The organism is Corynebacterium sp. MSK071 (assembly GCF_030232125.1).
Taxonomy (GTDB): Bacteria; Actinomycetota; Actinomycetes; order Mycobacteriales; family Mycobacteriaceae; genus Corynebacterium; species Corynebacterium kefirresidentii.
In genome coordinates this window covers 36283-62596 of record NZ_JASPJA010000007.1, presented here as the reverse complement: position 1 = coordinate 62596, position 26314 = coordinate 36283, and the positions used below count along the sequence as shown (strand labels likewise).

The 26314-nt window shown below is 59.8% G+C and carries 28 protein-coding genes and 1 pseudogene; 21 read left to right on the top strand and 8 right to left on the bottom strand.

The window, feature by feature from the left end:
• The first annotated feature begins 12 nt into the window (after positions 1–12).
• A complete protein-coding gene (locus tag QP990_RS07355) occupies positions 13–1683 on the top strand; it encodes a DUF885 domain-containing protein (RefSeq protein WP_284798799.1) in 1671 nt (556 codons plus the stop codon).
• Here QP990_RS07355 and QP990_RS07350 read toward each other — a convergent pair.
• Positions 1680–2771 carry an AbrB family transcriptional regulator gene (locus QP990_RS07350; protein WP_284798798.1) on the bottom strand — a complete coding sequence of 364 codons (1092 nt, stop codon included), beginning with the start codon at positions 2769–2771 and terminating at the stop codon, positions 1680–1682. The two genes, QP990_RS07355 and QP990_RS07350, sit on opposite strands and share 4 nt — an antisense overlap.
• A 113-nt stretch (positions 2772–2884) precedes the next feature.
• Between QP990_RS07350 and QP990_RS07345 the strand changes: the two genes are divergently transcribed.
• Positions 2885–3655 carry a TSUP family transporter gene (locus tag QP990_RS07345; RefSeq protein WP_239207775.1) on the top strand — a complete coding sequence of 257 codons (771 nt, stop codon included), beginning with the start codon at positions 2885–2887 and terminating at the stop codon, positions 3653–3655.
• Here QP990_RS07345 and QP990_RS07340 read toward each other — a convergent pair whose 3' ends face one another.
• Both QP990_RS07340 and QP990_RS07335 read right to left on the bottom strand, forming a co-directional pair.
• On the bottom strand, positions 3656–5923 hold the full coding sequence (locus tag QP990_RS07340; RefSeq protein WP_284798797.1) for an ATP-dependent RNA helicase: 2268 nt from the start codon (positions 5921–5923) through the stop codon (positions 3656–3658).
• Complete coding sequence (locus tag QP990_RS07335; RefSeq protein WP_200288415.1) at positions 5924–6589, bottom strand: sugar O-acetyltransferase; 666 nt, start codon at positions 6587–6589, stop codon at positions 5924–5926.
• A 170-nt stretch (positions 6590–6759) separates the two neighbouring features.
• On the opposite strand from QP990_RS07335, the gene QP990_RS07330 reads away from it, so the two are divergent.
• Positions 6760–7089 carry a hypothetical protein gene (locus QP990_RS07330; RefSeq protein ID WP_234288138.1) on the top strand — a complete coding sequence of 110 codons (330 nt, stop codon included), beginning with the start codon at positions 6760–6762 and terminating at the stop codon, positions 7087–7089.
• A gap of 94 nt (positions 7090–7183) precedes the next feature.
• Here the strand turns inward: QP990_RS07330 and QP990_RS07325 are convergent, their stop codons facing one another.
• Positions 7184–7894 carry an ASCH domain-containing protein gene (locus tag QP990_RS07325; RefSeq protein ID WP_259824803.1) on the bottom strand — a complete coding sequence of 237 codons (711 nt, stop codon included), beginning with the start codon at positions 7892–7894 and terminating at the stop codon, positions 7184–7186.
• Between the two features lie 340 nt (positions 7895–8234).
• Positions 8235–8702 (bottom strand): MepB family protein, encoded by a 468-nt coding sequence (locus QP990_RS07320; RefSeq protein ID WP_234288137.1) that lies wholly within the window; start codon positions 8700–8702, stop codon positions 8235–8237.
• Positions 8703–8852: 150 nt separating this feature from the next.
• Between QP990_RS07320 and QP990_RS07315 the strand changes: the two genes are divergently transcribed.
• Together QP990_RS07315 and QP990_RS07310 are read left to right on the top strand one after the other, a co-directional pair.
• The gene (locus QP990_RS07315) at positions 8853–9542 is read left to right on the top strand and encodes an alpha-ketoglutarate-dependent dioxygenase AlkB (RefSeq protein WP_200288413.1); all 690 of its coding nucleotides are present in this window, start codon (positions 8853–8855) and stop codon (positions 9540–9542) included.
• Positions 9543–9580: 38 nt separating this feature from the next.
• Positions 9581–10126 carry an NADPH-dependent FMN reductase gene (locus tag QP990_RS07310; protein WP_200288412.1) on the top strand — a complete coding sequence of 182 codons (546 nt, stop codon included), beginning with the start codon at positions 9581–9583 and terminating at the stop codon, positions 10124–10126.
• A gap of 141 nt (positions 10127–10267) precedes the next feature.
• Here the strand turns inward: QP990_RS07310 and QP990_RS07305 are convergent, their stop codons facing one another.
• Positions 10268–11845: an aldehyde dehydrogenase family protein gene (locus tag QP990_RS07305; RefSeq protein WP_200288411.1), complete on the bottom strand. Its 1578-nt coding sequence runs from the start codon at positions 11843–11845 to the stop codon at positions 10268–10270.
• A gap of 45 nt (positions 11846–11890) precedes the next feature.
• Positions 11891–14140, bottom strand: a complete 2250-nt coding sequence (betT, locus tag QP990_RS07300) for a choline BCCT transporter BetT (RefSeq protein ID WP_284798796.1) — start codon at positions 14138–14140, stop codon at positions 11891–11893.
• Between the two features lie 333 nt (positions 14141–14473).
• On the opposite strand from betT, the gene betA reads away from it, so the two are divergent.
• The 5 genes from betA (at position 14474) to QP990_RS07275 (ending at position 19376) form a co-directional block, all read left to right on the top strand.
• Entirely contained in the window at positions 14474–16249 is a 1776-nt protein-coding gene (betA, locus tag QP990_RS07295; RefSeq protein ID WP_284798795.1) for a choline dehydrogenase, read from the top strand.
• Between the two features lie 179 nt (positions 16250–16428).
• Positions 16429–16548 carry a chemotaxis protein gene (locus QP990_RS07290; RefSeq protein ID WP_200288408.1) on the top strand — a complete coding sequence of 40 codons (120 nt, stop codon included), beginning with the start codon at positions 16429–16431 and terminating at the stop codon, positions 16546–16548.
• Between the two features lie 344 nt (positions 16549–16892).
• Positions 16893–17045 carry an alkane 1-monooxygenase gene (locus QP990_RS07285; RefSeq protein ID WP_200288407.1) on the top strand — a complete coding sequence of 51 codons (153 nt, stop codon included), beginning with the start codon at positions 16893–16895 and terminating at the stop codon, positions 17043–17045.
• Positions 17046–17127: 82 nt separating this feature from the next.
• Positions 17128–17487 carry a helix-turn-helix transcriptional regulator gene (locus QP990_RS07280; RefSeq protein WP_150851294.1) on the top strand — a complete coding sequence of 120 codons (360 nt, stop codon included), beginning with the start codon at positions 17128–17130 and terminating at the stop codon, positions 17485–17487.
• Positions 17484–19376 carry a cation-translocating P-type ATPase gene (locus QP990_RS07275; RefSeq protein WP_200288406.1) on the top strand — a complete coding sequence of 631 codons (1893 nt, stop codon included), beginning with the start codon at positions 17484–17486 and terminating at the stop codon, positions 19374–19376. Before QP990_RS07280 ends, QP990_RS07275 begins: the two co-directional genes overlap by 4 nt.
• A gap of 918 nt (positions 19377–20294) precedes the next feature.
• Here QP990_RS07275 and QP990_RS07270 read toward each other — a convergent pair.
• On the bottom strand, positions 20295–21020 hold the full coding sequence (locus QP990_RS07270) for a TIGR02391 family protein (RefSeq protein WP_284798794.1): 726 nt from the start codon (positions 21018–21020) through the stop codon (positions 20295–20297).
• Positions 21021–21133: 113 nt separating this feature from the next.
• Between QP990_RS07270 and QP990_RS07265 the strand changes: the two genes are divergently transcribed.
• The 11 genes and pseudogenes from QP990_RS07265 to QP990_RS07215 all read left to right on the top strand — a co-directional run bounded on the left by QP990_RS07265 (position 21134) and on the right by QP990_RS07215 (position 26310).
• Positions 21134–21484, top strand: a complete 351-nt coding sequence (locus QP990_RS07265; protein ID WP_284798793.1) for a VOC family protein — start codon at positions 21134–21136, stop codon at positions 21482–21484.
• 251 nt (positions 21485–21735) lie between these two features.
• A pseudogene (locus QP990_RS12280) lies at positions 21736–21936 on the top strand (LysE family transporter); the annotation flags it as partial.
• A 20-nt stretch (positions 21937–21956) separates the two neighbouring features.
• Positions 21957–22103 (top strand): hypothetical protein, encoded by a 147-nt coding sequence (locus tag QP990_RS07255; RefSeq protein ID WP_023020319.1) that lies wholly within the window; start codon positions 21957–21959, stop codon positions 22101–22103.
• Positions 22104–22239: 136 nt separating this feature from the next.
• Positions 22240–22914, top strand: a complete 675-nt coding sequence (locus QP990_RS07250; RefSeq protein WP_023020320.1) for a LysE family translocator — start codon at positions 22240–22242, stop codon at positions 22912–22914.
• Positions 22915–22923: 9 nt separating this feature from the next.
• Positions 22924–23253 carry a YbjQ family protein gene (locus QP990_RS07245; RefSeq protein WP_023020321.1) on the top strand — a complete coding sequence of 110 codons (330 nt, stop codon included), beginning with the start codon at positions 22924–22926 and terminating at the stop codon, positions 23251–23253.
• Complete coding sequence (locus QP990_RS07240; protein WP_023020322.1) at positions 23246–24181, top strand: PHB depolymerase family esterase; 936 nt, start codon at positions 23246–23248, stop codon at positions 24179–24181. Before QP990_RS07245 ends, QP990_RS07240 begins: the two co-directional genes overlap by 8 nt.
• Before the next feature lie 35 nt (positions 24182–24216).
• Positions 24217–24501: an RNA-binding S4 domain-containing protein gene (locus tag QP990_RS07235; protein ID WP_023020323.1), complete on the top strand. Its 285-nt coding sequence runs from the start codon at positions 24217–24219 to the stop codon at positions 24499–24501.
• Positions 24502–25329 (top strand): VOC family protein, encoded by an 828-nt coding sequence (locus QP990_RS07230; RefSeq protein WP_284798792.1) that lies wholly within the window; start codon positions 24502–24504, stop codon positions 25327–25329.
• A gap of 5 nt (positions 25330–25334) precedes the next feature.
• Complete coding sequence (locus QP990_RS07225; protein ID WP_239207791.1) at positions 25335–25640, top strand: MGMT family protein; 306 nt, start codon at positions 25335–25337, stop codon at positions 25638–25640.
• The gene (locus QP990_RS07220) at positions 25637–25996 is read left to right on the top strand and encodes a multidrug efflux SMR transporter (protein WP_284798791.1); all 360 of its coding nucleotides are present in this window, start codon (positions 25637–25639) and stop codon (positions 25994–25996) included. The genes QP990_RS07225 and QP990_RS07220 overlap by 4 nt, the downstream gene beginning before the upstream one ends.
• Entirely contained in the window at positions 25993–26310 is a 318-nt protein-coding gene (locus tag QP990_RS07215) for a multidrug efflux SMR transporter (protein ID WP_239207793.1), read from the top strand. Before QP990_RS07220 ends, QP990_RS07215 begins: the two co-directional genes overlap by 4 nt.
• The last annotated feature ends 4 nt before the right edge of the window (positions 26311–26314 follow it).

The following is a 26314-nucleotide window of genomic DNA, read 5'->3' as shown; positions in this document are numbered from 1 at the left end:
GACTTCCTCGTTATGAGTTCTGAGCAGACCGCTAAGCGCCAGCCCTCTCTACTGGACGCTTCGTGCGATAACTTCGTTCACGACCTAGCCGAGCTTTCCCCCACCGATGCCACCGCGTGGGGCATTGACGGCTACGAGGGCGAATTGCAGGATTTCTCCCCCGAATACTTCACCGCCATCGCAGACCGCACCCGCGAGATGGTGGCGGACTTGGATGCCCTGGATGACACCACCGATGAGTCCGATGATGAGGATGACTTTGATGAGGTGGACTACGTCACCGCGGCCGTTTTGCGTGATCGCCTGTGCCTCGATCTAGATCTGCACCACCACAGCGAGGATGTGCGCTGCCTGAATAATATCGCCTCACCGGTGCAGACCATTCGCGATACCCTGCTGTTAATGCCGCAGGATACGGAGGAGGACCGCGATGCTATTCGCTCCCGCCTATCCCAGGTGAAGAACTCTTTGGCCGGCTACCGCAGCTCCCTGGAAGAGGCGGCCTCCCACGGCATGGTGGCACCACACCGCCAGATTTCAGAGGTCATTGTGCAGTGCGAGCGGCTTGCCGACGCCGACTCGATGCTCGAGTCCCTCGGCCTCGACGCCGACTCCGCTGAGGTGGAGCAGGCCAAGGAAGCCTTTGGCGAGTTCTCCGATTGGCTGTCCAATGACCTGCAGCCTCAAGCGCCCACGAAGGATGCCGTGGGCCGCGAGCGCTACGAGCGTTTTTCCAAGCTCTTTGTGGGCGATGCCGTCAACCTCGATGAGGCCTATGAATGGGGGCTCGACCAAGTCCGCACCCTGCGCGCGGAGCAGGAAAAGATCGCTCACGAGCTCTATGGTTCCGATTGTTCGGTGCGCTCGGCGCTGCGCAAGCTCAACCACGAGGAGCGCTATACCCTGCGCGGCACCGATGCGCTGGTGGAGTGGATGCAATCCACCGCCGATGGCGTTATTGCAGAGCTCAACGGCAAAGAATTCGATATTCCGGAAGAAGTAGAAGAGATCGAGTGCTGCATCGATCCGGCCGGGACCGGCGGCATCTTCTATACCCCGCCGAGCGATGACTTCTCCCGCCCGGGCCGCATGTGGTGGTCCGTGCCAGAAGGACAAGACACCTTCCACACGTGGCAAGAGCTGACCACCGTTCACCACGAGGGCGTGCCGGGCCACCACCTGCAGCTAGGTTCCGCACTGGTGCAGGAGGATCTCAACCTGTGGCGCCGCGCGGTGACGTGGAACTCTGGTCATGGCGAGGGCTGGGCGCTCTACGCCGAACAGCTCATGGCCGAGCTGGGCTACATGGACGATCCGGGCTTCCGCATGGGCATGTTGGATGCGCAGCGCCTGCGCGCCGCCCGCGTGGTCGTGGACATCGGATTGCACTTGGGCAAGCAGTTGCCGGATTGCTCGACGTCCGGCGTGTGGGACAAGGCGCACGTGAAGACCTTCATGCGTGAAAACACCGCCATGGATGATGCGAACCTCAATTTTGAGGTCAATCGCTACCTCGGCTGGCCGGGCCAGGCGCCGTCCTATGCTTTGGGCCAGCGCCTGTGGCAGGAGACCCGCGCCGCGGCCGAGAAGCAGGGGATGAGTGCGCGCGAGTTCCACTCCGAGGCCCTCGCCCTTGGTTCCGTGCCGATGTCCGTGCTGCGCGAGGCCGTTCTGGATAACTAGCGGCGCAGCAGTCGCTGGGCCAGGCGTAGCAGCTGTGGCAAGTAGCCCGCTACGACCAGTACCGCGATGAGGCGGGTGAGCTGGACTGCGATGACCGCTGGGCCGGCCCCGCCCTCCGCCGAGAGTGCGAGCACCGTCTCTAGCGCGCCGGGGCTGGTAGCCAGGTAGGCCTCGAAGTAAGTGATGTGCAGCCACTTGGTTAGCGGCCAGGCGGTGGCCGCGCAGATACCGATGATGACCACGATGAAAAGAACCGTGGCGGGCAATTGCTTGGCAAAGGCCTTGAGCGCCGGCAGCGAAAGCCCACCGCCGCAGACCCAACCAATGGACAAAAAGGCCATCACCTTAAAGGCATAGAGCGGTTCGAGCGTGTGGCCCTCCGGCAACACGAAAGAGGCTAGAACCGTCAGCAGCAATGGGCCGAGTACCGCGGCGGCGGGGAGATGGAGGAACTTGCCTACCTTTTCTCCTATGCAGGCAATGGCAATCACTAGGGCAACTATCCACCAGGTAGTTTCGCCGTCGACTGAAAGATCTGCCCCCTCTCCGGAGGGCGTGTCCAATAAGGCGACCACGGCCGGTAGCGATACCGAGACTACTAACAGGCGCAGGTATTGGGTGAGGGCGACGTAGCGGAAGTCGGCCCCGAGTTCGTCGGCAAGCGCGGGCATGAGGGACGCACCGCCCGGCAGCATGGATAAAATGCCGGTTTCGGAGGAGACATCGTGCGGCTGTGCGCGGTGTAAGAGGTGGCCACCGATAACGCCTACCATCAGTGTGACAAAGGAGATCGTCAGGGCGGCAGGCAGGAAGCCAAGCAATTGGCTCACCGGCACAACGGTCAGCGGGATGGCAGCCATCATGCCGATAAAACCACGCGACATGCTATAAAAACTCCGGTTCACACGCAGATCTTCCCCAGTACAAAGCGCCATGGCGCCGGAGGAGAGGATCGCTGCCAAGATCCAGGCCGCAGGTACGTGCCACATGCTAAACAGCCAGCCCAATACGACCGATGCCGGAACGACAATGGACCACCGTGCCACGGTATGGGCACTGAGCCCGGCGCCTTTCTGCTGTGCGGCCATGCGAGCCTCCTCGTTCTGCTGCGACAAAAGTATAATGCCTTCTTTTACTCCACTATGGGGAGGCCGGTAGGCGGGTTATCACCTTACATCATTCAAGATTTATGATCGGGGGCATGGAAATCGATGTGGTGCAGTGGGTAATTCTCTTCTTTGGTACCGCGGCCGCGGGGTGGGTCGATGCGGTCATCGGCGGTGGCGGATTGATCCTGATCCCGATGCTGCTGGCGGTCCTGCCGGGCCTTGCTCCGGCCGCCGCTTTGGGCACTAGCAAGCTTGCTGCGGTGACTGGCACCGGATCCGCTGCCGTGACCCTTGCGCGCAAGGTGAAGCTGGACAAGGCAGAAATGTCGCGCTTCCTCCTCATCGCGCTAGTCTGCTCCGGGTTGGGGGCCAGCGTGGCCTCGAGCCTCGATAAAGACGTCATGCGCCCCATCATTATCGTGCTCATGGTGGCCGTGGGCATCTTTGTTGCCTTCAAACCAGATTTTGGCAGTAGCGATTCGGCCGGTACCCGTGGCGGTTGGCGGACCGTCGTGGTCCTGTTACTCTCCGGCATCATTTCTTTTTATGATGGCATCTTCGGTCCGGGTACCGGCATGTTTTTGATCATGGCCTTTACCTCTATTTTTGCGCAGAACTTCTTGACCTCTGCGGCCATGGCCAAGGTGGTCAATACCGCTACCAATTTCGGCGCGCTCATCGTGTTCATTTTTGGCGGGCACGTGTGGTGGACGCTCGGCATCGTGCTCGGCGTAGCCAATATCGCCGGCGCACTTCTCGGCGCTCGTACCGTGCTCGGTGGCGGTGCCAAGTTCATCCGCTATGCGTTGCTTACCCTGGTCGTGGTCATGAGCTGCTACCTGGGCTGGCAGCAATGGGGTTAATTACATCCGATTCTTGGTGCGCGCGGTAGCAATCGCATTCCACGGGTCCTCCGGCCAGGGGTGCTTGGGGTAGCGGCCGCGCATATCGGCGCGCACGCCAGCATAAGGTCCTGACCAGAAGCTGGCCAGATCATCGGTCACCGCAAGCGGGCGGCCGGCGGGGGAGAGCAGGTGGAATTGCACGCGGTGGCCGCAGTATTCGGGGGATTCGGCCAGTCCAAAGCATTCCTGCAGCTTGATATGAACCACGGGGCGATCGCCGGACCAGTCGATTATGGCATCGCGGCCGGAGGGCACCGGAAGGCGCTCGGGGGCGAGCTCGTCCAAGTGGGTGGCTTCCGGCCAGGGAAGGAGGCGTTGCAGCGCGGGGTACATGTCTAGCTTGGCGGCGGGAGTGCCCTCGGCGATGCGATGTAATTCGGGCCCGAGCCATTCGGCGGGATCCGCGGAATCGACATCGGGCCACGGATCGCCAAAGTGGGAGTGCAGGTGGCGCAGGCGGTCTTTTAATCTTTGGGCCTTCTCGCTGAAGGAAAAGAGCCCTAGGCCTTCTTCACGGATGCCGGCGGCAAGCGCCTCCTCGGCTGCGGGGCCCGTGACTTTGACTGGGGTCTCAGAAAGGGTGATGGCGCCCGCGGCCCTGACCTTGACGCCGCGCACGCGGCCATCGCGCAGAAAGGCGCGGGTTTCCTCGGTGACGCCGATAGCTGCTGGGGCTGCAGATTCTTCGATGCGGGCGGCCGAGCGGATGATGGCATTGCCCGCATTAGATAGGGATACCTCCGCGATTGCGAGCCACGGGGCTCCGGCCAAGCCCGAGTTATCGAGCAGGCGCGCGCGGGTGCCGCTGGCCAGCAGATAATCCTCGCCCATGCACTTGGCCACCTGCTCGGGAAAGGCGGTGGCTACGACCTCTCCGGGATCAGCCGGGCCGAGATCCTCTACGAGACGGGCAAGCCGCTTGACCTCCCTCTGCGGTGGGCGGTGACGGGTGAGATCGGGGGTTAAGGGGGCGTCGGCAAGCGAGGCGATAATGGGCGCGGCTTGGCTGCCGTGGCGGAGCAAGGAGGCGCCGAGGCGCGGATCGGTGGGCAGGAGGGCGAGTTCTTGCGTCGCGCCAATGCGCTTGAGCGTTGCCTGCGCGGAGGCGAGGGCCTGGGCCGGCGGCGGATCGAGCAGCGGGAAATCCGGGCCCGCGCCCCAGCAGTCCAGAAACAGCGCGGCCTGGGTGAGGTCCGCGGAGAGGATCTCCGGGGTGGTGTGTGGGGAAAAGTGCTGGTAATCGTCCTGCGAATAGCAGCGAATCACGGTGCCTGGTGCCTCACGGCCGGCACGACCAGCGCGCTGATCGGCACTCGACTTTGAGGTAGAAACCGTCACCAACCCGGACATGCCGCGTTGGGCATCGCGTCGGGGAACGCGGGAAAGCCCGGCATCTACCACTACGCGCACACCCGGCACGGTCAGCGAGGACTCCGCGATAGAGGTAGCCACGACGATGCGCTGTTCCTCGGTATATAGCGCGGCGTCTTGCTCCGCGGTGGTTTGCTTGCCATGCAGGGGGAAGACATTATGGCCTGCTAAGGCATCGCACACGAGGTTGACCTCGCGCACACCGGGTACAAAGACCAGCGTTGATTCCTGCTGGCGGGCTGCTTGCTTGGCGACGTCCCCGTAAAACTCCCTCGTTCCCGCCGCCCTGCCCGGCATGGGGGCGTACTGGATGTCGAGCGGATGGGTGACTGCCTCGGTCACGTGGACGGGCGCATCCATAAGCTGGGAAAAACGCTGCGCATCCACGGTTGCAGACATGGCGATGACGCGAAAATCCTCACGCAATTCGGCTAGCTCCAGGCACATGCCTAGCACCAAATCCGTATCGAGCTGACGCTCGTGGACCTCATCGATGGCAACGGCGGCCACGCCCTCGAGTTCCGGATCCTTCAGCAGGCGGCGCAGCAGCACGCCCGGCGTGACGAACTCGACCTCGCTGCCCTTGCTGGACTCGCCCCGGATGGCGAAGCCGACCTTGTCCGGCGTGCCGTTAAGTGTGCTCAAGCGCTGCGCGGCCGCGCGCACGGCCACACGTCGCGGGGCGGTGACGATGACCTTGCTACGTCCTGCCGCATGATTGGCCAGCGCCGGAGGCACGAGTGTGGTCTTACCCGTGCCGGGCGGGGCCTGGATGACGACGTTTCCGGTGCTAGGTAGCGAATCGATGGTCTCGGCTACGGGAAGTCCCGCGCCGATGCGAGCGAGATCAAACATTTAGTTGGCGGCTCCAAAACCCTCGACAGGGCCTTTGAGATCCTGGCGCTCCCAGGCTTCCTCATTGTCTTCCAGTTTGCGCACCACGCGGCCGGGTGATCCCAGGACCAGCGAATTATCCGGGATATCGGTGGTAATAAGCGTGCCCGCGCCTAAGACGCAGTTCTTTCCAATCGTGATGCCCGGCAGCACGGTGACATGAGCACCGAGCCACGTATTATCACCAATGGTGATGGGCTTGGCTATCTCCCAGCCGCCGGCGCGCATCTCATGATCGTTTACCGGATGCCCCACCGTAATCAGGGAGCAATTGGGACCCACCATGACACCATTGCCGAGCGTTACCTGGGCCTGAGCCAAGATCGTAGCGCCGAAGTTAATGAAGACGCGCTCGCCGCATACTAGGTTGCAGCCGTACTCCAAGTTGAACGGCACGTGCAGGCCCGGCACCGCTGATTCTTCCGGCAGTATCTCGCGCAGGATGCCTTTGGCACGCTCTTGGTCCGTATTCTGTAGTTCGTTGAGCTGCTTAAGCAAGCGGAAAGTGCGCTGGTGCTCTTCCTTCGCCTCCGGCATGCTCGGCAAGAACCACTCCCCACTGGTCATCCGCTCCCATGAGCCGTAGCGTTCCAAGTCCTGCCGCACCTGTTCGTTCATGGGTGTCATTGTAGAGGGTGAGTGGTGCTTAATAAGTATCTGCGGAAATCACTTAGGTTCCGGTAAATCACAAACTCACAGGCCGCTTTTGTTGGCTCGATAAAATTTGTAGACGACATTGGCAAAGCGGTTGCTAATTCTCAGAGTTAAGGTTGAGCGTAAGTAGAAGGCCAAGCACAATGAGTGAGCATATGGAAACAGATTCAAGAAAAATCGTCGATAATATTTTGAGCGATATGGCGGAACTCAATGACTGGATCTGTATTGCTGATGCAACTGGGGCGAATGGGAAAAACTCGTTTTATGCTACGTATGACGATGTCGTTACCATCCTTAGCGCAGTCAAAAACTCCTCAGCAGTGACACTTGGAAAGCTCGGCGCAGGATTTCAAGACCTTCCGGATACTTGGTCTCCTAGGGAAATAGCGAGCGAAGTGTTTTCCTCCTCGGATCCTATCGTTGAGATGATGAACTTCTGGATAAGGGAAATAGAAGACCCCCAGCGGTAGCTCCCGCAATCTTCACCCCGCAAGAATGACGTTATCGATGAGGTGAATTCTGCACGTGGGGAGGAGGGCTATTCCACCTTTCGGTCTGAATGGATTATCGCAGTTTGAACTCGACGACGTCTACTTCATCATCGGCAGCTAATCCGGGATAGTGAGCATCTAGCGCTTTCTGAAGCTCGGCGAGAGAGCCAAAGCCGTCATTTCGAGCTTGCTTTTCCGACAATTTACTTCGCTGGATAGAGGAAACGGCCGTGACCTGTGCAGGAATGGTGACGACCTCTCCGGATTCTTTCTCGAAGACTATTTGGGCATTTCCTTCATGGAAAGGATCATCTACCCGAATTGTCTGTTGCTTTTCTCCGCTACGAATTGATTCCTCGTAGCCTTCCCACATGTAGATGCGCTGCTCTTGTTCCATATCTCGCCAGTTGAATGCGAATGGCAAGAGTTCTTCTACGGTAGGTGCTTCAAGTCCATTGCTTCCGCGCACGATGCACCGAATGGACGGATCAACATCAAAAAGCACCTGGCGGCATTTACCGTAGGGAGGAATAACTTGACCAGTAGGTCCGTATACGGCGACTACTGCTTGGATTGGGTCCTCTGGATAACTAGCAGCATGGTTAGCTAAAGCCGAGACTTCCCCGCAAGGACCACCGAGGAAGTGGTGCGCGTTCAAACCGAGTACGTGTTTTCCTGATTTGGTGAGGAGTGCTGCGGCTACAGTGTGATTTCCTCCGTCCTGAAAGCGCCGTGCGTGAGTAGTTGCTTTGGCTAGCAAATTTCGAAGTTCGTTCGTAATCACTCTTTAAGGGTAATGATTGCCGACGCGCTTCATCTAGGTGAAGACAGAGATCGGGAACATCGGGGTTTCTGGGATGCATAAAAAATTGCTGGGCTTAACAGACGTCCTCATGAATGCTATGACTACCGCTTTTGTGGGAGCGCGCGTGTGGGCAGAGAATGCAGGACGGCAGTCGGAATAAGCAATGTGCCGCAGCAATGACAGAAGCAGTCCTCTTTCTTTGCGCTTTAATAGGTGGGTGGATCCGCCGAAAACCGCGTTAGTGCGTAAGTTGAGCGTTTACCACCCTTCTGCGTACTGGGTGTGCAGATTGTGATCGATTTGCTTGTGTACACACAAATCAAAATTCTGTAAACGATGCCTGTTGCTGCTTTTGAGTCTTTAAAGCGTTGGAGTTCAGCCCCTCACTCCATGGCGGATATACTCTAAATCCTCTCTTTCCTGGGGTTGCTCCGGAGGTAATACCGAGACGTTGTAAATCTTGATTGCTAAATTGAAACACACCTCGGTGATCTCCTTGAATCACAAAGACTAGGAGACCGTCGCCGCAGGAAGAATCTTCAAAAGGCACGGATTCCCCTTCATGGTCGCGTTGCCAGAATGCTACGAAGGCTCCCGGCTTAGAAGGCGTGGTGCGTGCTGTGCGAACATGCCAGGTTTTAGCTCCCAACTCGGCTATTCCCGATTCATAATTCGCATTATCACTTGTTTCATTTATGCTGCCTTCTAAATTAAAGGCCGCCACAAATTGGTAAAAGGAATCAAACTTCATCTTCAAGGCGATATCCGCATCTTTTTCGTCCAGCATTGAAGCTTAAGGAAAGCGGCGGAGGGCAACAAATTCCCACGTTATTTGAAGTGTCCAGGGTTGGGGCCGATTTGTCTTGAAACGATTCTTACCCTTGTTGAAGGAAATTTCTGGATCGATTTATTGGGGTGCTGGGATTAGGGTGAGGTCATGCTTTTTGATTCGCTGCCGCGGCCGAGTGTGCGTGTGGCTCCGGGGGTGGGGCATGTGCCGGGATGGGTGGGCGTCGATAAGCAGAAGGCTTTGGTAGAAGAGATGCGCGGCATTGCGCGCGAGTATGCGGCTACGCCGATGGCGATGGTGCGGCCGCGGTTGAAATCCGGCGGGCAAATGAGCGTTTTTCAGCTGCATCTGGGCCGGTATTGGCATTATCCCAGCTATCGGTACGTGGACAATATGGACGGCACGCGGGTTCCGCCGGTGCCGGAGAGCCTGCGGCGGATTGCTCCGGGGGCGCTGCGCGCTGCGGCTGAGGTAGCACCTGAGCTAGAGCCGTGGGTGGAGAACTTCGTGCCGGAAATGGCGCTAGTTAATTACTATCCGCCGGGTTCGGCCATGGGCATGCACGTGGATGATTCGGAGGAGTCACCCGCCCCGGTGATTTCGCTATCCATTGGGGATGAGGCGCTTTTCCGCATGGGCCATACCGAATCGCGCACGCGGCCGTGGGATGATATCACGCTGTGTTCTGGGGATTTGGTGGTCTTTGGTGGGCCAAAGCGCTTTGCTTACCACGGCGTGGTGCGCGTTAATGATGGAACGTTGCCGCAGGGGTGCGGGCTGAGTGAAGGACGTATCAACATCACTATCAGACAAGTATCTGCACGGGCGGTAAGCTAGGGATGTTACATAAAGCTTGAAGGAAAGAAGGTTCTCTTATGTCTCGTATCGGCATCATCATCGGCACTACCCGCGATAACTCGGCCGGCAAGGTAGTAGGTGAGTGGATTTATGATCTTGCCCAGGGGCGCCAGGATGGGGTGGAGTATACCCTGCTGGACCTCAAGGAGTTTGATGTTCCACTGCTGACCACTGACGTCATTCCTGCCACCGCCAATAAGCAGTATGCGGATGAAAAGGTGCAGGCGTGGTCTGATGCAGTGGATGCCTGCGATGGTTTCGTATTTGTTACCCCGGAGTACAACCGCTCCGTGCCGGGTCCATTCAAGAATGCCTTCGACTGCTTGGCTGGGGAGTGGACCGGTAAGCCGGTTGCGTTCGCCGGTTACGGTCCAGCGGGCGCAATCCGCGGCGTGGAAGCATGGCGCACCGTCGTGGTCAACTTCTCCATGCCGCAGCTGCGCAATCAGCTCGACTTCGGTTTCTTTACTGACTGGATCGAAGGCGAATTCCGCCCTGTAGATGCCAAGGTGGAACGCACCAATTCCTTGCTGGCCGAGCTGGAAGATGCCGTTTCCGCATAATCAGTTCGCACAGCGGCCACGTTCTGGCCCCGCAATAGGCGAACGAGAACGATAACGTGGCCGCATGTTGGCCTCATTTAAAAATCCAGCCCCCGCTGCTCACGAAGAGCGCGGGGGCTGAATGCTATGTGGCCGGTTTAGTTACTGCAGGCCAAACTGATCCCACGCGGCAGGGGAGAGGTTCTGGTACACGTGCTTGTGTTCCTGGTACTCGGCCAAGCCGGTGGGGCCAAGCTCGCGGCCGTTGCCGGACTGCTTGAAGCCGCCCCACTCTGCCTGCGGCAGGTAGGGGTGGAAGTCGTTGATCCAGATGGTGCCGTGGCGAAGGGCGCGGGCGACGCGCTCGGCGCGGCCGGCGTCGGAAGTGTAGACGGCGCCTGCCAGGCCGTACTCGGTGTCGTTGGCGATCTCGATGGCCTCCTCCTCAGTGGTGAAGGTCTCGATGGTCACGGTAGGGCCGAAGGCCTCGTCATGGACACAGTCCATCTCGCGGGTAGCTCCATCAATGATGGTCGGCAGGTAGTACACACCAGCGCCTAGGTCGGTGGTGCCGGTGCCGTGCTGGCCATTGGAGTCCTCGCTGGTAGCGGCGCGGCCGCCGGTGAGGATCTTGGCTCCCTGTTCGTGGGCCTTGTCCACGTAGGCGGCGACCTTCTCGCGGTGCTCGGCGGAGATGAGCGGGCCGGTCTCTGCCTTGTCATCGGTCGGGCCGCCGATCTTGATCTTATTGGCGCGCTCCACCAGGGCGTCGACGAACTTATCGTGCAGGGACTCTTCCACGACGATGCGGGAGCCTGCGGAGCAGACCTGGCCGGAGTGGAAGAAGGCGCCATTGAGGGCGTTGTCCACGGCAACGTCGAAGTCGGCATCGGCGAAGATGACGTTCGGGTTCTTGCCGCCGAGCTCGAGCGCAGTGCGCTTGACGGTCTCCGCCGCATTCTTGGCGATGATCTTGCCGGTGACCAGGCCACCGGTAAAGGAGACCATGTCTACATCTGGGTGCTGGGAGAGCGGGTTGCCGCAGTTAGCGCCAGCGCCGGTGATGAGGTTGCCTACGCCGTCCGGCAGGCCGCACTCCTTGAGGGCGGCCATGAGCAGCATCGCGGTGTGTGGGGTGAGCTCCGCCTGTTTGAGGACGAAGGTATTGCCGGCGGCCAGGGCCGGGCCGACCTTCCAGGAGACCTGCAGCAGCGGGTAGTTCCACGGAGTAATCAGGCCGCAGACGCCGACGGGCTCGGCATCGATGCGGGAGCGCAGGTTGGGATCCTGCGGGTCGACTACGCGACCGGCCTGGTGCTGGGCCAGGGTGCCGAAGTACTCGAAGGCGTTGGCGATATCATCCATATCGCCCAAAGACTCCTCATAGCGCTTGCCGGTATCAGCGGACTCGGCCTGAGCGAAAAGCTCCTTGTGTTCACGGATGAAATCGGCAACGCGGATAACGAGCTTGCCGCGCTCGGCGGACGGGGTATTGGCCCACTCGCCGTTATCGAAGGTTTCACGGGCAACCTTGATGGCGCGCTCGGTGTCCTCGTCGGATGCCTCGGAGACTAGACCGACGGTGGAACCATCGGCCGGGCAGATGATGGTGCGGGTTTCGCCGCTCTGGGCGGCTTCCCACTTACCGTTGATGAACAGGGACTTCGGGGCGCCATCGGCATGCACGCCCTTCAGCAGCTCGGTCTGGGTGGGGTCGAACAAAGTGTTCTGGGTGCTCAAGTGAAAAGCAACCTTTCTCTCATAGAGGTAGTTGTAGTGGCCAGCTTAGCTATCTTCGCGCCAGGTGCGCTCGGGCTCGGCGCCATCGGAGACGTCGGAGTCACCCGGCTGGGTCTGCTGCATGTAAAGGAAGGCCAAGTGGCGCTCATAAAGATCCAGCACGTTATTGATGATTTGGTTCTCGGAATAGCCGTAGACGTCATAGCCCAGCGAACCGGTCATATCGTAGACCTCGAGGCGGTAGTACTCGTCGCCCTCGCCCGCGCTGAAATCGGGGCGCTCGGCCGCGACCGGGAAGAGCTGGTAGCGGAACATGCGCTCATTGTGCAGCTTTACTTCTAGGTCGAGCTGGGGCAATTCGACGTCGGGAAGCTCGCTGGTGAGCAAGATGGCGTCGTAGCCGCGGGTACGCATGTGAGTAGCAACCTGCTCCAAGGCGTAGGTGGCGGTATCGCGCAGGTAGGTATCCATCTCCTGCTTGGAGGGGAAGGTATTGGCGCGGTCGAGGCGGTTCTTCCACAGGTTGGAATCCGAAGGATCGCGCTCAGTACGGGAGGAAATCACACCATGCATAGCGGTGGTGCGGGCCTCGCGTTGCACGTTTTCTAGGCGCAGGGACTTCCACAGGGAGAACATGATGAGGTAGACCACGAAGGCGAAGGGCAGGCCCATCACGACGGTGGCGGACTGCACGGTGGCGATGCCATCGATCTGAAGCAGTGCCAGGGTCAGCGCGCCTACGGTCACGGACCAGAAGATGCGCAGCCAGCGTGCGCCATCCTGGCGGTTATCGGTGATGCGAGAGGTGAAGTTGGACATCACCAGCGCGCCGGAGTCGGCCGAGGTGATATAGAGCAGTAGGCCAATAAAGGTGGTCAAGAAGATGACGATGCCAGAGCCTGGGAACTCGTGCAGCATGTCGTAGAAGCCTTGCTCTGGCACGTTAATAGCGTTCTCGGCGAATTCGGGGTAGTCACCGGAGCGGACCATGTCCAAGGCAGTGTTACCAAAGAAGGACATCCACATCAGGATGAACAGGAATGGGAAGGTCAGGGTGCCGAAGATGAACTGGCGCAGGGTGCGGCCGCGGGAGATGCGGGCCAGGAAGAGGCCGACGAAGGTCGCCCAGGCGATCCACCATGCCCAGAAGAAGAGGGTCCAGGACTGCATCCAGGTATCTACGTTGGCTTGGTCTTCGGCAAAGGCGAAGGTCTCCATGGTCCAAGATGGGAATTTTGCGACGTAGTCACCGATATTGGTCACGATGGCATCGAAGAGGTAGGCGGTCTTGCCAAAGACCACGACGTAGACCATCAGCGCGATGGCCAAATAGACGTTCAGCTCGGAGAGGAAGCGAATGCCCTTATCGACGCCGGATACGGCCGACAGCGTGGCAATGGCCACCGCAATAATGATGAGGGCGGACTGCAGGCCAAGGCCCTGCTCGATGCCGAAGATGAGGTGGAAGCCATAGGACAGCTGCACCACGCCGATGCCCAGGGAGGCGGTCACACCGAAGACGGTGCCCAGCATCGCCGCGATGTCCACCGCGGAGCCGATAGGGCCGTGAACGCGCTTGCCGATGAGCGGGTAGAGCGCGGAGCGGATAGCCAGCGGCATGTTCAGGCGGTAGGCAAAGTAGCCAAAGGCCATGCCCATAAGTGCATAAAGCGCCCAGCCGGTGAGGCCATAGTGGAACATGGCATAGACCACGGCTTCCTTGGCGGCCTCCATGGTTTCGCCGTCACCGACCGGTGGCTGCATGTACATGGTGACCGGCTCGGCCACGGCGAAGAACATGAGGTCCACGCCGATGCCAGCGGCAAAGAGCATGGACGCCCAGGAGAAGGTATTAAATTTCGGCCGCGAGTGGTCCGGTCCTAGGCGGATATTGCCGGCATTGGAAAAGGCAATATAGAGCACGAAGACCACGGCGATGGTGGCGGTGAGAACGTAGAACCAGCCAAGGTTGTGGCCGATCCAGCCGGTCACACTGGCGAGGGTTTCTGCCGCGGAATCGCGGCCGAGCCCGGCATAGAGCGCCATGGCAATAATGAGGACGCCAGAGATGATAAATACCGGCCAGTTTGTCTTGGGAGCAGGGACCTGATCCGCGCCTACGGCATCGCCGGTTTCGGCCTTGTAGCTGCCGACGAGGGCGCGGACTTGGTAGCGCGGGCTGCGCTTCTTGGGCTCTCCAGAGGGGGTTGCGAGAGAGGTGTTTTTACCCCCTTCTTGGGGGTCTTTATGTGAAGTGAGAGACTCCTCAGGATTGTGAGGATCAAAGTTAGCCATCTACTTCTCCTATTGCTGGTTGTTTTGGGCCGAATCTTTCGCACGAGTGCCCCAAAATGCTCACAAGATCGCAGGGAGAGATAGGTGAGTGAAATGAATCATATTCGGGCGAACTATGCGCAAAGACTGCGGATTTCATCTCCAGAGAAATCCATCCGGACAAGGTAAATATACATTAAGATGGGCAAACTTCTAGCGGGATGTGTACTCTGGAGGCGGTGCCCGCACATAAGGCGATGTGAATAATTACAGACTTTTGTATAAATTACAATATTTTCACTTCCGGTGGGGCAATCTTGACGTGTGAAATATTTCACAGAAAGAAGGGGATTTATGGGTTTTATGGACAAGCTGACCAAGAAGCGTTCCGCTAAAAAGGTCACCGATGAAGTAAGCGACGTAGTCGTCGTTGGTGGTGGCTCCGCAGGCTCCGTCATCGCCGCACGCCTGACCGAAGACAAGAACACCCGCGTGCTGGGCCTTGAGGCTGGCCGCCCAGATTCCCTGTGGGATCTGTTCATTCACATGCCATCCGGCTTCTCTTTCCCAATCGGCGCAAAGAACTATGACTGGATGTATGAGTCCGATCCAGAGCCAGAGATGAACGGCCGCCGTGTCTACCATGCTCGCGGCAAGGTCCTTGGCGGATCTTCCTCCATCAACGGCATGATCTACCAGCGCGGTAACCCGATGGACTACGAGAAGTGGGGCCAGAACCCGGGCATGGAGAACTGGGACTTCGCCCACTGCCTGCCGTACTTCAACCGCATGGAAACCGCCGCTGCAGCTGAGCCGAATGACCCGCGCCGTGGCCACGATGGCCCGCTGTACCTCTCCCGCGGTCCGGCTACCTCCGAGCTCTTCCAGGCCCTGTTCAAGTCTGTGCAGGAAGCCGGCTACAACCTGACCAATGACGTCAATGGTTACCGCCAGGAAGGCTTCGCTCCGTTCGACCGCAATATTAAGAACGGCAAGCGCTGGTCCGCTGCCCGTGCCTACCTCTATCCCAATATGGATCGCGAGAACCTCGAGATCCGTACCCGCGCATTTACCACCAAGATCCTCTTCGAGGGCCAGAAGGCCGTCGGCGTCGAGTACGAGTGGCAGGGCGGCGTTCACCGCGTCTATGCCGAGAAGATCGTGCTGTCCGCCGGTGCCATTAACACCCCGCAGCTGCTGGAAATCTCCGGCATTGGTGACCGCGAGATTCTGGAGAAGCACGGCATCGACGTCGTCAAGCACCTGCCAGGTGTGGGCGAGAACCTGCAGGACCACCTCGAGGTTTACATTCAGTACGAGACCACCAAGTCCACTGCTTCTTCCCAGCCTTACCTGGATAAGTGGCGCTGGCCGTTCATGGGTCTGCAGTGGCTGCTCACCCACAAGGGCCCGGTTGCTACCTCCCACTTTGAGGGCGGCGGCTTTGTGCGCTCCAATGACAATGAGGACTACCCGAACCTCATGTTCCACTTCCTGCCGATGGCTGTGCGCTATGACGGCCAGAAGGCGGACGTCAAGCACGGCTTCCAGTGGCACGTCGGCCCGATGTTCTCCGATACCAAGGGGCACGTTCACATCAAGAGCGCCGATATCCACGACAAGCCGTCCATCCTCTTCAACTACCTGAAGACCGACCAGGACCGCCGCGAGTGGGTTGAGGCCGTACGCGTTGCCCGCTCCCTGCTGGATACCAAGGCTATGGAAGAGGTAGGCGCCCGCGAGTTCAGCCCGGGCCCGGATGTCCAGACCGACGAGGAAATACTGGAGTGGGTCCGCAACGATGGCGAGACCGCGCTGCACCCATCCTGCACCGCCAAGATGGGCGCGGAGTCCGATCCGATGGCCGTCGTTAATCCGGACACCATGGGTGTATGGGGCGTTGAGGGCCTCTACATTGCGGATGCCTCCGTCTTCCCATCCGTGACCAACGGCAATATCTACTCCCCAACCATGATGGTGGGCGAGAAGGCCGCCGACCTCATCGCCGGCCGCACCCCGCTGGAGCCAAACTACGCCGAGTGGTACAAGGCTAAGCACGATATGCCGCTCTACGCTGAGGGCGAAGCAGTCCGCGATCACAAGCACTCCATCCAGGGCGCTGACCACTAAGCAACCTCCTACCGGATTGCTCTAGCGCCGCGTTTCCCTTCCTTGGGGCGCGGCGCTTTTGCTTGCCGACGTCCCCGTGTTCCCACCGTCTCCCTAACGTCTAGGTAAGAGCCATGGTTTAATACCCTGGCAAGCGATTGCCCCAGTGAATCGAAGCGTCAGAGAAAAGGAGCCTGTGGATGCTAATTCTTATCGCGATGGTCATTGCTGCCTTGGCCGTTATTAAAAAACTCGACGACATAGATAAGCACCTAAAGGAGCTGCTCTCGTCGCGCGAAGATGGCGAAACACCGCGTTAATCGTGCGGGTGGCTAAGGAGATGGTGGACGAATTTCGAATTAACCAACTGCAAAAGGCCTATACCGACCGTGAAATGGAATTTTCCTGCGATGTAGCTTGAAGGGCTATGGCTTCGTAGACCAAAGTGGTTTCCAAGCAGCAGTTCCAGTACTTCGTATGCGGGGTAGACAACACTGCCGACTTCAAGGAAGTATCATTCCCGGATACTAGCGAAAAGAGATAGTCATTTGGATATTAGAAAGCTTCGCTACGTGTGGTTTGACCCGTACGTAATGTCCGTGAGTGTCTAGCCCTTGATGGAGAACCTGGTGTCGGTGTCGCTGGCCGCACCTACGCCGCCGTCATGTCCGCCGACACCCTGTTCATCACCATCCCCACAGGGGTGGGTGTGGACATCCACGTGAAGATTCTGGAGAACTTCGCCGCCCACGTCGCCCCCGCGTTGGGTTGGCAGCCGAACCGCGAAGGACCAGTCATCGGCTATCCCATCGACTAATTCTTGCAGGTGGCAGGACTTTCGCGTGACTGTTAGTTCAGCCCATTTTAAATAGTTCATCGCATACTGTATAATTCAGCGCATGCTGACTATTGCTTCGCGCCTCGACGTCATGAACCGGCTCGGCCGGGCCATGGCTGATCCGACGCGCTCCCGAATCCTGCTAACCCTACTAGACGGTCCGAGCTACCCGGCCGTGCTCGCGCAAAGCTTGGATCTGACCCGCTCGAACGTCTCGAACCACCTGTCCTGCCTGCGCGATTGTGGCATTGTCGTCGCTGAGCCGGAGGGCCGCAAGACCCGCTACGAAATCGCCGATCCCCACCTCGCGGCAGCGCTCGAAGCGCTGGTCCACGCGACGCTGGCCGTCGACGAGAATGCCCCCTGCATCGACACTGAGTGCTCGGTGCCCGACTGCGGCGAGAAAGGAACGGACGCATGAGTTCAGCATGTGGATGCGAACACGAACCCGTCACGGAGATTGACGAGCTCGATCGGCCATGGTGGAAGGACCCTGAGCTACTGCTGCCGATCTTCTCCGGGGTAGCCCTCATAACAGGACTGGCGCTGGACTGGTCCGACTTGGAGACGCCCGCGACGGTACTGTATTGGGTTGGCCTGCTGTTGGGCGCTTACACGTTCGCGCCTGGAGCGATCCGGAACCTTGTCACGAAGCGCAAGCTCGGCATTGGCTTGCTAATGACGATCAGCGCGGTCGGCGCGGTGATCCTCGGATTCGTCGGAGAGGCCGCGGCGCTAGCATTCCTGTACTCGATCGCCGAGGCACTGGAAGACAAGGCGATGGACCGGGCTCAAGGCGGACTGCGGGCACTGTTGAAGCTGGTACCGCAGACCGCGACGGTGCTGCGCGACGGCACAGCGGCCGAGGTCGCAGCGAAGGACCTCGAGGTTGGCGAGCTAATGCTCGTGCGCCCCGGGGAGCGGATCGCCACGGACGGCATCATTCGATCCGGGCGCTCCAGCCTTGACACCTCAGCGATCACCGGAGAATCCATTCCGGAGGAGGTTGCGCCCGGCGACGAAGTGCCTGCGGGAGCGATCAACTCCGCCGGGGTGCTGGAGGTCGAGACGACCGCAGCTGGGACGGACAACTCGCTGACCACACTCGTGGACCTAGTCGAGCAAGCGCAGGCGGAAAAGGGCGACCGCGCCCGGATCGCCGACCGGATTGCCCAACCCCTAGTGCCCGGGGTGATGATCCTGGCGGTGCTGGTCGGCGTTATCGGCTCGCTGCTGGGCGACCCTGAGACGTGGATCACCCGTGCGCTGGTAGTCCTGGTCGCAGCGTCGCCGTGCGCGCTGGCAATCTCCGTGCCGCTGACGGTCGTGGCCGCGATCGGCGCGGCCAGCCAGTTCGGAGTGGTCATCAAGTCCGGCGCGGCGTTCGAGCGACTCGGCAGTATCCGTCACCTGGCAGTGGACAAAACCGGAACCCTTACCCGCAACCAGCCTGAGGTTACCGGAGTGGTCCCGGCAGACGGATTCGATCGGACGCAGGTGCTTTCCTTCGCGGCAGCAGTTGAGCAGCAATCGACACACCCCCTCGCTGCGGCGATCGCGGCAGCGGGGCCCGAAGCGCCCACCGCCTCGGACATCAGCGAGGAAGCTGGGCATGGCATCGGCGGCACCGTCGAAGGCCGACGGGTGCTGGTGGGCAGCCCCCGATGGATCGACGCCGGACCACTGAAAGCAGACGTTGAGCGCATGGAGTCCGAGGGCCAGACCTGCGTCCTGGTCACCGTCGATGACGCTCTCGCCGGGGCGATCGGGGTCCGTGACGAGTTGCGGCCCGAGGTGCCCGAAGCCGTGCAGGCCCTGCACGCCAACGACGTGGAAGTAAGCATGCTCACCGGCGACAATACTCGCACCGCCCGGGCGCTGGCTGGAATCGCCGGAATCGACGACGTGCGCGCCGAGCTGCGCCCTGAGGACAAGGCAAGCATCGTCGCCGATTTCTCCTCCAAGACGCCGACGGCGATGATCGGCGACGGCATCAATGACGCGCCGGCACTGGCGGGCGCGACGGTGGGCATAGCGATGGGAGCGACCGGCTCTGACGCCGCGATCGAGTCCGCTGACGTCGCCTTCACCGGCCACGACCTCCGGCTAATCCCGAAGGCGCTGCAGCACGCCCGCCGAGGAAGCAGGATCATCAACCAGAACATCGTGCTGTCTCTGGCCATCATCATCGTGTTGATGCCACTGGCGATCAGCGGCGTGCTGGGCCTGGCTGCCGTCGTGCTGGTTCACGAGGTCGCCGAAGTGATCGTGATCTTGAACGGCCTGCGGGCTGCGCAAGCGAAGCGCTGAGGCTGTGACCGGCAAGTCTCATAAGGGTTAAACCACACGCCGAGCGGACACACCTTGGGCCAGGCACGTCATTCGAGTTCACGGTCCGTCTCCGTGGAATCGGGATCGTACTCGGTGACCTGTCCCTTCTCGGTGCGTGTGGGCATGGGGGCTGTGGGCGAGCCACCACCCGGCACGTGCCCCAGCCGGTCAAGGGCCCCCGAGCGCTCGGCGTCTCCAGCGCAGATCGTGGAAGGATCGAACTTGCTCAGGGACCAAGCGTCACTGCGAGACTCTTTTCGTCCCGCAACTTGAATAGTTCAGCGGCCTTGATACCGCGGACATCCATTCGGAGTGCTGCCGAGTCTCATCGACACAGCCCGTGACTACCTGGGCAGTGTGTTTGATAAAGGACCCCACCCTCATCAGCATTGCCGAGCCCTCGCCGTTCCAGTTGCCGTAACCGACTAGATGCAGATTCTTCACCGCGGTTTCGCGGCCGCGCATGAGGTGGCGGAATAGACCGAGAGCCGAACGAAAACCAGCGCACCAGATCAGATGGTCGTGGTCGTGCTCACTAAAGCTATCGAAGATGGGGGGATGTCCCCGAGGTTCGGGCCGGAATCGCCGCCGAGCATCTGGCGGCGGCCGCGTCGGCGAACGAACAGACCGCGCTTCAACCTACCCCCCCAATAACGCGAAGCGCCATCAACGCCCCGCGTTACACGTTTAATTTGAACTCCACAGAGTGTCGGCGCAGCTTAACGTGTGCGAGATTCATTCTTGGACCCAGCCCAGTCGCTGGCGTTAACCTTGCACAAAATTACGGCGATGGTCCTGGACGGCCTTGCTGACTGAGCACCCGGCACCTCCATTACAGGCGTTCGTGCTCCCCACATCCTTCGCTCAAGCGAACTGCTATCCCGTAAACCGATGTTGTCACCCCTCCAGGACGGTAGCCTTATCAACCCAGCGAGCCAATAGACTGAAAGCCGCGAGCTGCTCCAACGCGACTTGCTCCTCACCACCGTCGTGTGGAACATGCATCCCGGGATTGCGGATAGCCGCGTACAAGCCCTCTGCAAAGGCGCGGGCGCCCCGATGCAGGTTCTCAAACGTCTTACTGCCATCATTTTCCATAAGCCGAAGGCGCGGCGCATTACGCTTCGGATCATGGAGTGAAAACGCCTCGTTGAAAAGTGCTGTTTCAGATACGTCTAGGCGGTTCAGTTTCGCTTGGGTCTCTGCATTGACGCGGATGGCAGCCTGCATCACGGCTTGATGGTAGTGTCCGTGATTCCAGTAACCCTTGCCATTTTCCCACGCCCACGGATGCAGATTGGCTGCATCTAAGTCTGGCGTATTCTCTCCGAGCTTTTCAGCGAGTTCAGACCGACGTTCAAGCGCTGTCTTGGCCCGGGCCGCTTGACCCCTCAGCCAGCTATACTCCTTGTCCTGGACTGGGAGTCCTTGTTTCCACCCGGGAAGCACTCGGTCAAGGATCATTTCAACGACATGGGCGCGTGCCGCAGCCTCAGTCGGCGATCCACTCATAACGGTTCCAAGGTAGGCGATGCCCGGGCCCATGTCGGGGACTACCTTCGCTGTGACTTGCAGGAACGCGTCTATCTCATTGATCGCCCACTCGGGGTCCAGCTCGGTCATGCCTCCGTTATGACGTATGGGGCTGACATGGCCGGAGAGAACTGGTCTGATACCCCCACCAGAAACACCCCGCATTGTTGCAGGCGCGCTGACGCGCGCCCATCATGGAAACCATGAGCGATCCCAACTTCACGATCCGCCAGATCACCTTCGACTGCCACGATCCCTCAAAGCTCGCCAAGTTTTGGTCTGCCGCAACCGCCTGCGAAATCGCCGCGGATTACGGCGATTTCGTGATGGTTGATTCCACCCCGGCGCTGGGATTTCAGCGCGTTGAGGAGCCGACACCTGGGAAAAACCGCATGCACGTCGACGTTGGCGGGGCGGAGCGCGAAACTTTAATAGAACGCCTCAAAGACCTAGGCGCCACCGAACTCACCACCCACGAAGCGCCGGGATTGGTGTGGACCGTCATGCAGGACCCGGAAGACAACGAGTTCTGCGTGGGTAACCCCGGGGCCTAGCTACACGTTGAACTTGAACTCGACTTGGTTCAAGTCATCCGCGTGGCCCCGCGGTCGACCGGCGCCGGGTTGATGTGTGCGTTGGGGTGTGCAGCGGCACAGTGTTTTGGGTCACGGCATTTTTGGCTGGCTCTCCGCGGTGATCACTGCACGGCCTAGTGTGTTGGGTGCGCTGCAACTCATTGGGGGGCTTTTGTCCCTATGAGCGTGTCTTCGATTCGTTCCGGTTTTAAGTCCGCCGCGTACCTACCGTGGTGGCGGGCACCGAGACTTACACGGAACAGGCCATCGCGGCCGGCAGCATTAATGACTTGACTGGCTGGCTCGCCTATAAGCTCGGGGTGGTCACGAACCTATCCAATCCGAAAGCGCTCGTGTTCTTCGGCGCGGTTTTCGCGCAGTTTATTCGCCCCGATATGTCGCTCACGTGGACCGTTGCAGTGGCGGTAATCCTCTTGGCGATGTCTGTGACATGGTTTCTACCTTTGCTCTCATTGTGCGCGCGGCATCGCGCTGGATTGCGCATCATTCCGCGGCCATCGATATCGTTTCGGGTCTTATCTTTGCGGTGCTGGGACTCGTTATGGCGGTGGAGGGCGTCATCGAGCTCTTCGGTTAGTGCAGGTGGCGGATTTCTATAAAAGAGTTGATATAGGAGCTACCTAAATCACAGAACTTACCTGTTTCGCTGCAGGTGAGAGCGTCCTTATAGTGGCATGCGTTGATCCAATGGCATGCGAGTATGGAGGTGTTAGGTGGCTATTAGCGCCCTCGTGACCCTGATGGGCGTGTGGTTCGCGGCGATGGCCTCGCCGGGCCCAGACGTAGTGCAAATCATTCGCTTAGGTGCGCGTTCTACGCGCGCAGCCGTATGGGCGGCGCTGGGTAGTACCACCGGCCTTACCATTTGGACCGTGGCCTCCTTGGCAGGGTTGTCCGCGCTGATTTCTGCGCACCCTGGGATCCTCGTGGTGCTGCAGGTTCTCGGTGGCTGTTACCTGCTGTGGATGGCCTATACCGCCATTACCGGTGGCATAAAGGAGCGTCGCGCGCCCGCAACCGTCGTGGGCACCGAAACCCGCGCCCCGCAGCCGCGCGGGTTTACACCGGACGGCATCATCAAGGCGGGCACTGCCTATCGCATGGGATTTATCTGCGATCTTTCGAACCCCAAGGTGGTCATCTTCTTTGGCGCCATCTTTGCCAATTTCATTGATCCCGGCATGGGCATCGGCGCCAATCTCATGGTGGGGGCCGTATTGATTCTGGAAAGCCTTGTGCTGTTTGTGGGCGTGGCTTTGAGTACCCGCGCGGTCTCAAAGTGGATGGCTAAGAACTCCGCCTGGGTGGATATTGTCAGCGGTGTGGTCTTCCTCTTGCTGGGTGTCATCATCCTTTTCGAGGGAGTGCGTGGTCTTATAGCCATGTAATCTGGGGCCATGATTTTTACCACTACCAATACCGTTGATGGCTATGAGATTACGGACTATATCCGCATTATCGCCGGGGAAACCGTCATCGGAATTAATATGCTGAAGGATTTCGGGGCATCCATCCGCAATATCACCGGTGGGCGCTCCGCCGGGTACGAAAGCGAGGCCATCAAAGCACGCGAAGCGGCACTCGATGACTTGTGGCGGCGCGGGCAGGAGCTCGGGGCCGATGGTGTGGTGGGCATCGCCTTTGATTATTCGCCCATGGGAACGTCGAATGACATGCTGATGGTTACGGCTACCGGCACGGCGGTGAAGCTGCGCGCTCGTGATTAAGGTAGGCAAGAAAACACTGGCCCTGTGCGCTGGGTTATGCGCGGCCGCCGGACTCATGGCGGGGTGCGAGGAAGAACCGCCGCAGCCGGGCAGCGTGCCAAATGAATCGCAAGGTGCGGCCGATGGCTATATCACCACGCTGCCGGACCAGGGCACAACGGCCAATGGCCGCTACCAGATCATTAACCTACAAAATCATCGCAGTTTTGTGGTGCATGTGCCGTTTAATGCGGATAAGCACCACCGCCTGCCCGTGGTCATGGCGATGCACGGCTATGAGATGGACGCCGGAAATATGTTTAAAGGCACCGACCTTTCCCAAGGCGATGCCATTACCGTCTTTGTTCAAGGTGCGGGCAAGGCGTGGGCACCGGCACCCTATGCGGTGACCAGTTTGGAAGAAGATCTCAAATACGTGGATGACACGATCGATTTCGTCCGCCGCCACTATCCCGCCACGGACACCACCTATGGCGTGGGCTTTTCCAATGGTGGTGGATTCGCCCGCGCGGTGACGTGCAAGCGGCCGGGCCTATTCGATGCGGTGGCCACGGTCTCGGCGGCAAAATATGACCGCGTGGAAAAAGACTGCGCCAGCGAACCCACCGATTACCTAGATATCCACGGCACCGAGGATGTGCTGATGAAATATGGCGGTGGGCGCCAGCACGGTGCGCACTACCACTCGGTCAAAAAATCACTACGCGGGATTGCGAAAGAGAATGGGTGCAATCCGTTTCCAAAGAGGCGTCGGAAAGAAGCAGTGGAGCACTTTACCTGGCGGGTATGTGATGCACGCACCGAGCAGTACACCATCCACGGCGGCACGCACACGTGGAACGGTGGGGCCACGGACCATTCCGGCTTAGTTAAGGCAGAATGGACCACCGATACGGTGCTGGATTTCTTCCATATTGCCCACCCGTAGTCAGCGCAACGCGCGGGCTGGGTAAGCTGGGCGGCATGCTAGACATTCCTATCAACGGCGACTCCATCAAATTGGGACAGTTCATCAAGCTGGCCAGCTTGGTGGCTACCGGCGGCGAGGCCAAGGAACTCATCGCGGAAGGCGTGGTTACGGTCAATGGCGAGCCCGAGACGCGCCGGGGTGCAACGCTCCACCCAGGCGACGAAGTGTGCATCGAGGATGCTTGCGCACGGGTGGGCGAGCCGGACGAAGACGATGATTACTTTGATGAAGCCACGGCTGACGATGACTTTGATCCGGAAAAGTGGAGGAATATGTAGATGCCAGCATTCGAAGCTGAAGTGGGCATGCCCTACTGGATTGACCTGACCACCTCGGATCCGCGCAAGTCCGCGCACTTCTACGAGGAAATGCTGGGGTGGGAGATTTCCGCCGAGTCCGCGGAGGAAAAGCCCTATCAGATGGCGCGCTTACAGGGCCTGCCCATCGCCGGGCTTATCCCGCAACCGGAAGAGGCACCCATGCCGGATACTTGGGTGACCTACTTCCTCTCCAAGGACATCGCTGGTGATTGCCAGCGCGCCGAGAGCCTAGGCGGACGCATCCTGGTGGAGCCGCAGCAAGTGCAGCTAGGGCACATGGCTTTGCTTGCCGACGCCGCCGGTGGCATGTTCGGCCTCATCCAGCCCGCCGGCCCAGAGCACTTCGTCGCCGCCGGCGAACCCGGCACCCCGGTATGGCACGAGCTCACCGCAACCTCGGGTTTTCAGCGCGCAATGGATTTTTATGGCGAGCTATTCAACTGGGAAATTCGCGCCATGCAGTCCGAGGATGAGAACTTCATTTACGCCACCGCGGAAGAAGACGGTGCGCCCTTTGCTGGCCTGTGGAACGCCGAGGGCCAGTTCCCGCCCCAGGTGCCGAGCTTCTGGCAGACCTACTTGGGCGTGCGCGATATCGACGCCGCTGCGAAGAAGGCCGTGGAACTAGGCGGCGAGATCATCCGCGAACCATGGGATTCGCCCTTTGGCCGCATGTGCCTATTGGCCGATTCCACTGGTGCGACCATCACCCTCACCGAGGTCGAAGACGCTCCTGAAGAGGAGCCAACCGAATCGGATGACGTGCTGGGGCTCGACCCGCAGTAATCGCGATGAGTGAGTCGCCACTGGTCAAGCGCGTATTGGCGGTCGTGGCCGTGATTCCACCCGGCAACGTCACCTCCTATGGTGAGGTGGCTAAGGTGGCCGGTTGCGGCGCGCGCAACGTCGGTACCGTGTTAAAGCGCCACGGTGCCGGGACTGCCTGGTGGCGCGTGGTCCGCGCCGATGGCACCTCTCACGATCCCGTCCGTGCGGAGGACTACTGGGACCGGGAGGCAATCGCCCACGCTGGCGGCCGCGTTAAAATGCACGAGCACGGAATCGACGCCCGCGAATTACAGGAGTTGATGGAGTGAGGGCCTGGTTCATCCTTTTTCTCGCGATTGCTAGCGAAGTCGTGGGTACAATCGCGCTGAAATACGCCGTGGACCATTTCTGGATCTACGGTGTAGCAGCCCTCTGCTTCATTCTTGCCTTCGTGCTCCTGCACCGCGTGATGCAAGAAGGCGTCAACGTGGGCGTGGCCTACGGCCTCTGGGCATCCGGTGGAGTCATTTCCACCGCGCTGCTTTCCGCCGCGCTCTTTGGCGAGCCGCTCGGTGTAGTAAAACTCGCTGGCATCGCGCTCATTATGGCCGGCGTATTCTGCGTGGAAATGGGCGCTAAACCAGAAGAGGATGAAGACCGCACGGTGGAGGTGGCACCGCAATGATCTGGTTTCTGCTTTTCCTCGCTACCGCCATTGAGGTCACCGGCACGCTGTGCCTGCGCATGTCCGCGGTGACCGGCCGTCGCTTCTGGGTAGTGCTTGTCGCCCTGTGTTATGTCAGCGCCTATGGTTTCTTGGCGCTCGTGCTCAAGGCCGGCATGGACTTGGGCGTGGCTTATGGCATCTGGGCTGCCACTGGCGTCGCGCTTACCGCCGTCGCCTCATATCTCCTCTTCAAGGAGCCATTCACCTGGTTAAAATCCCTCGGAGTGGTTCTGATCGCCGGAGGAGTGCTGCTGGTAGAAGCTGGTGCGTAGCACC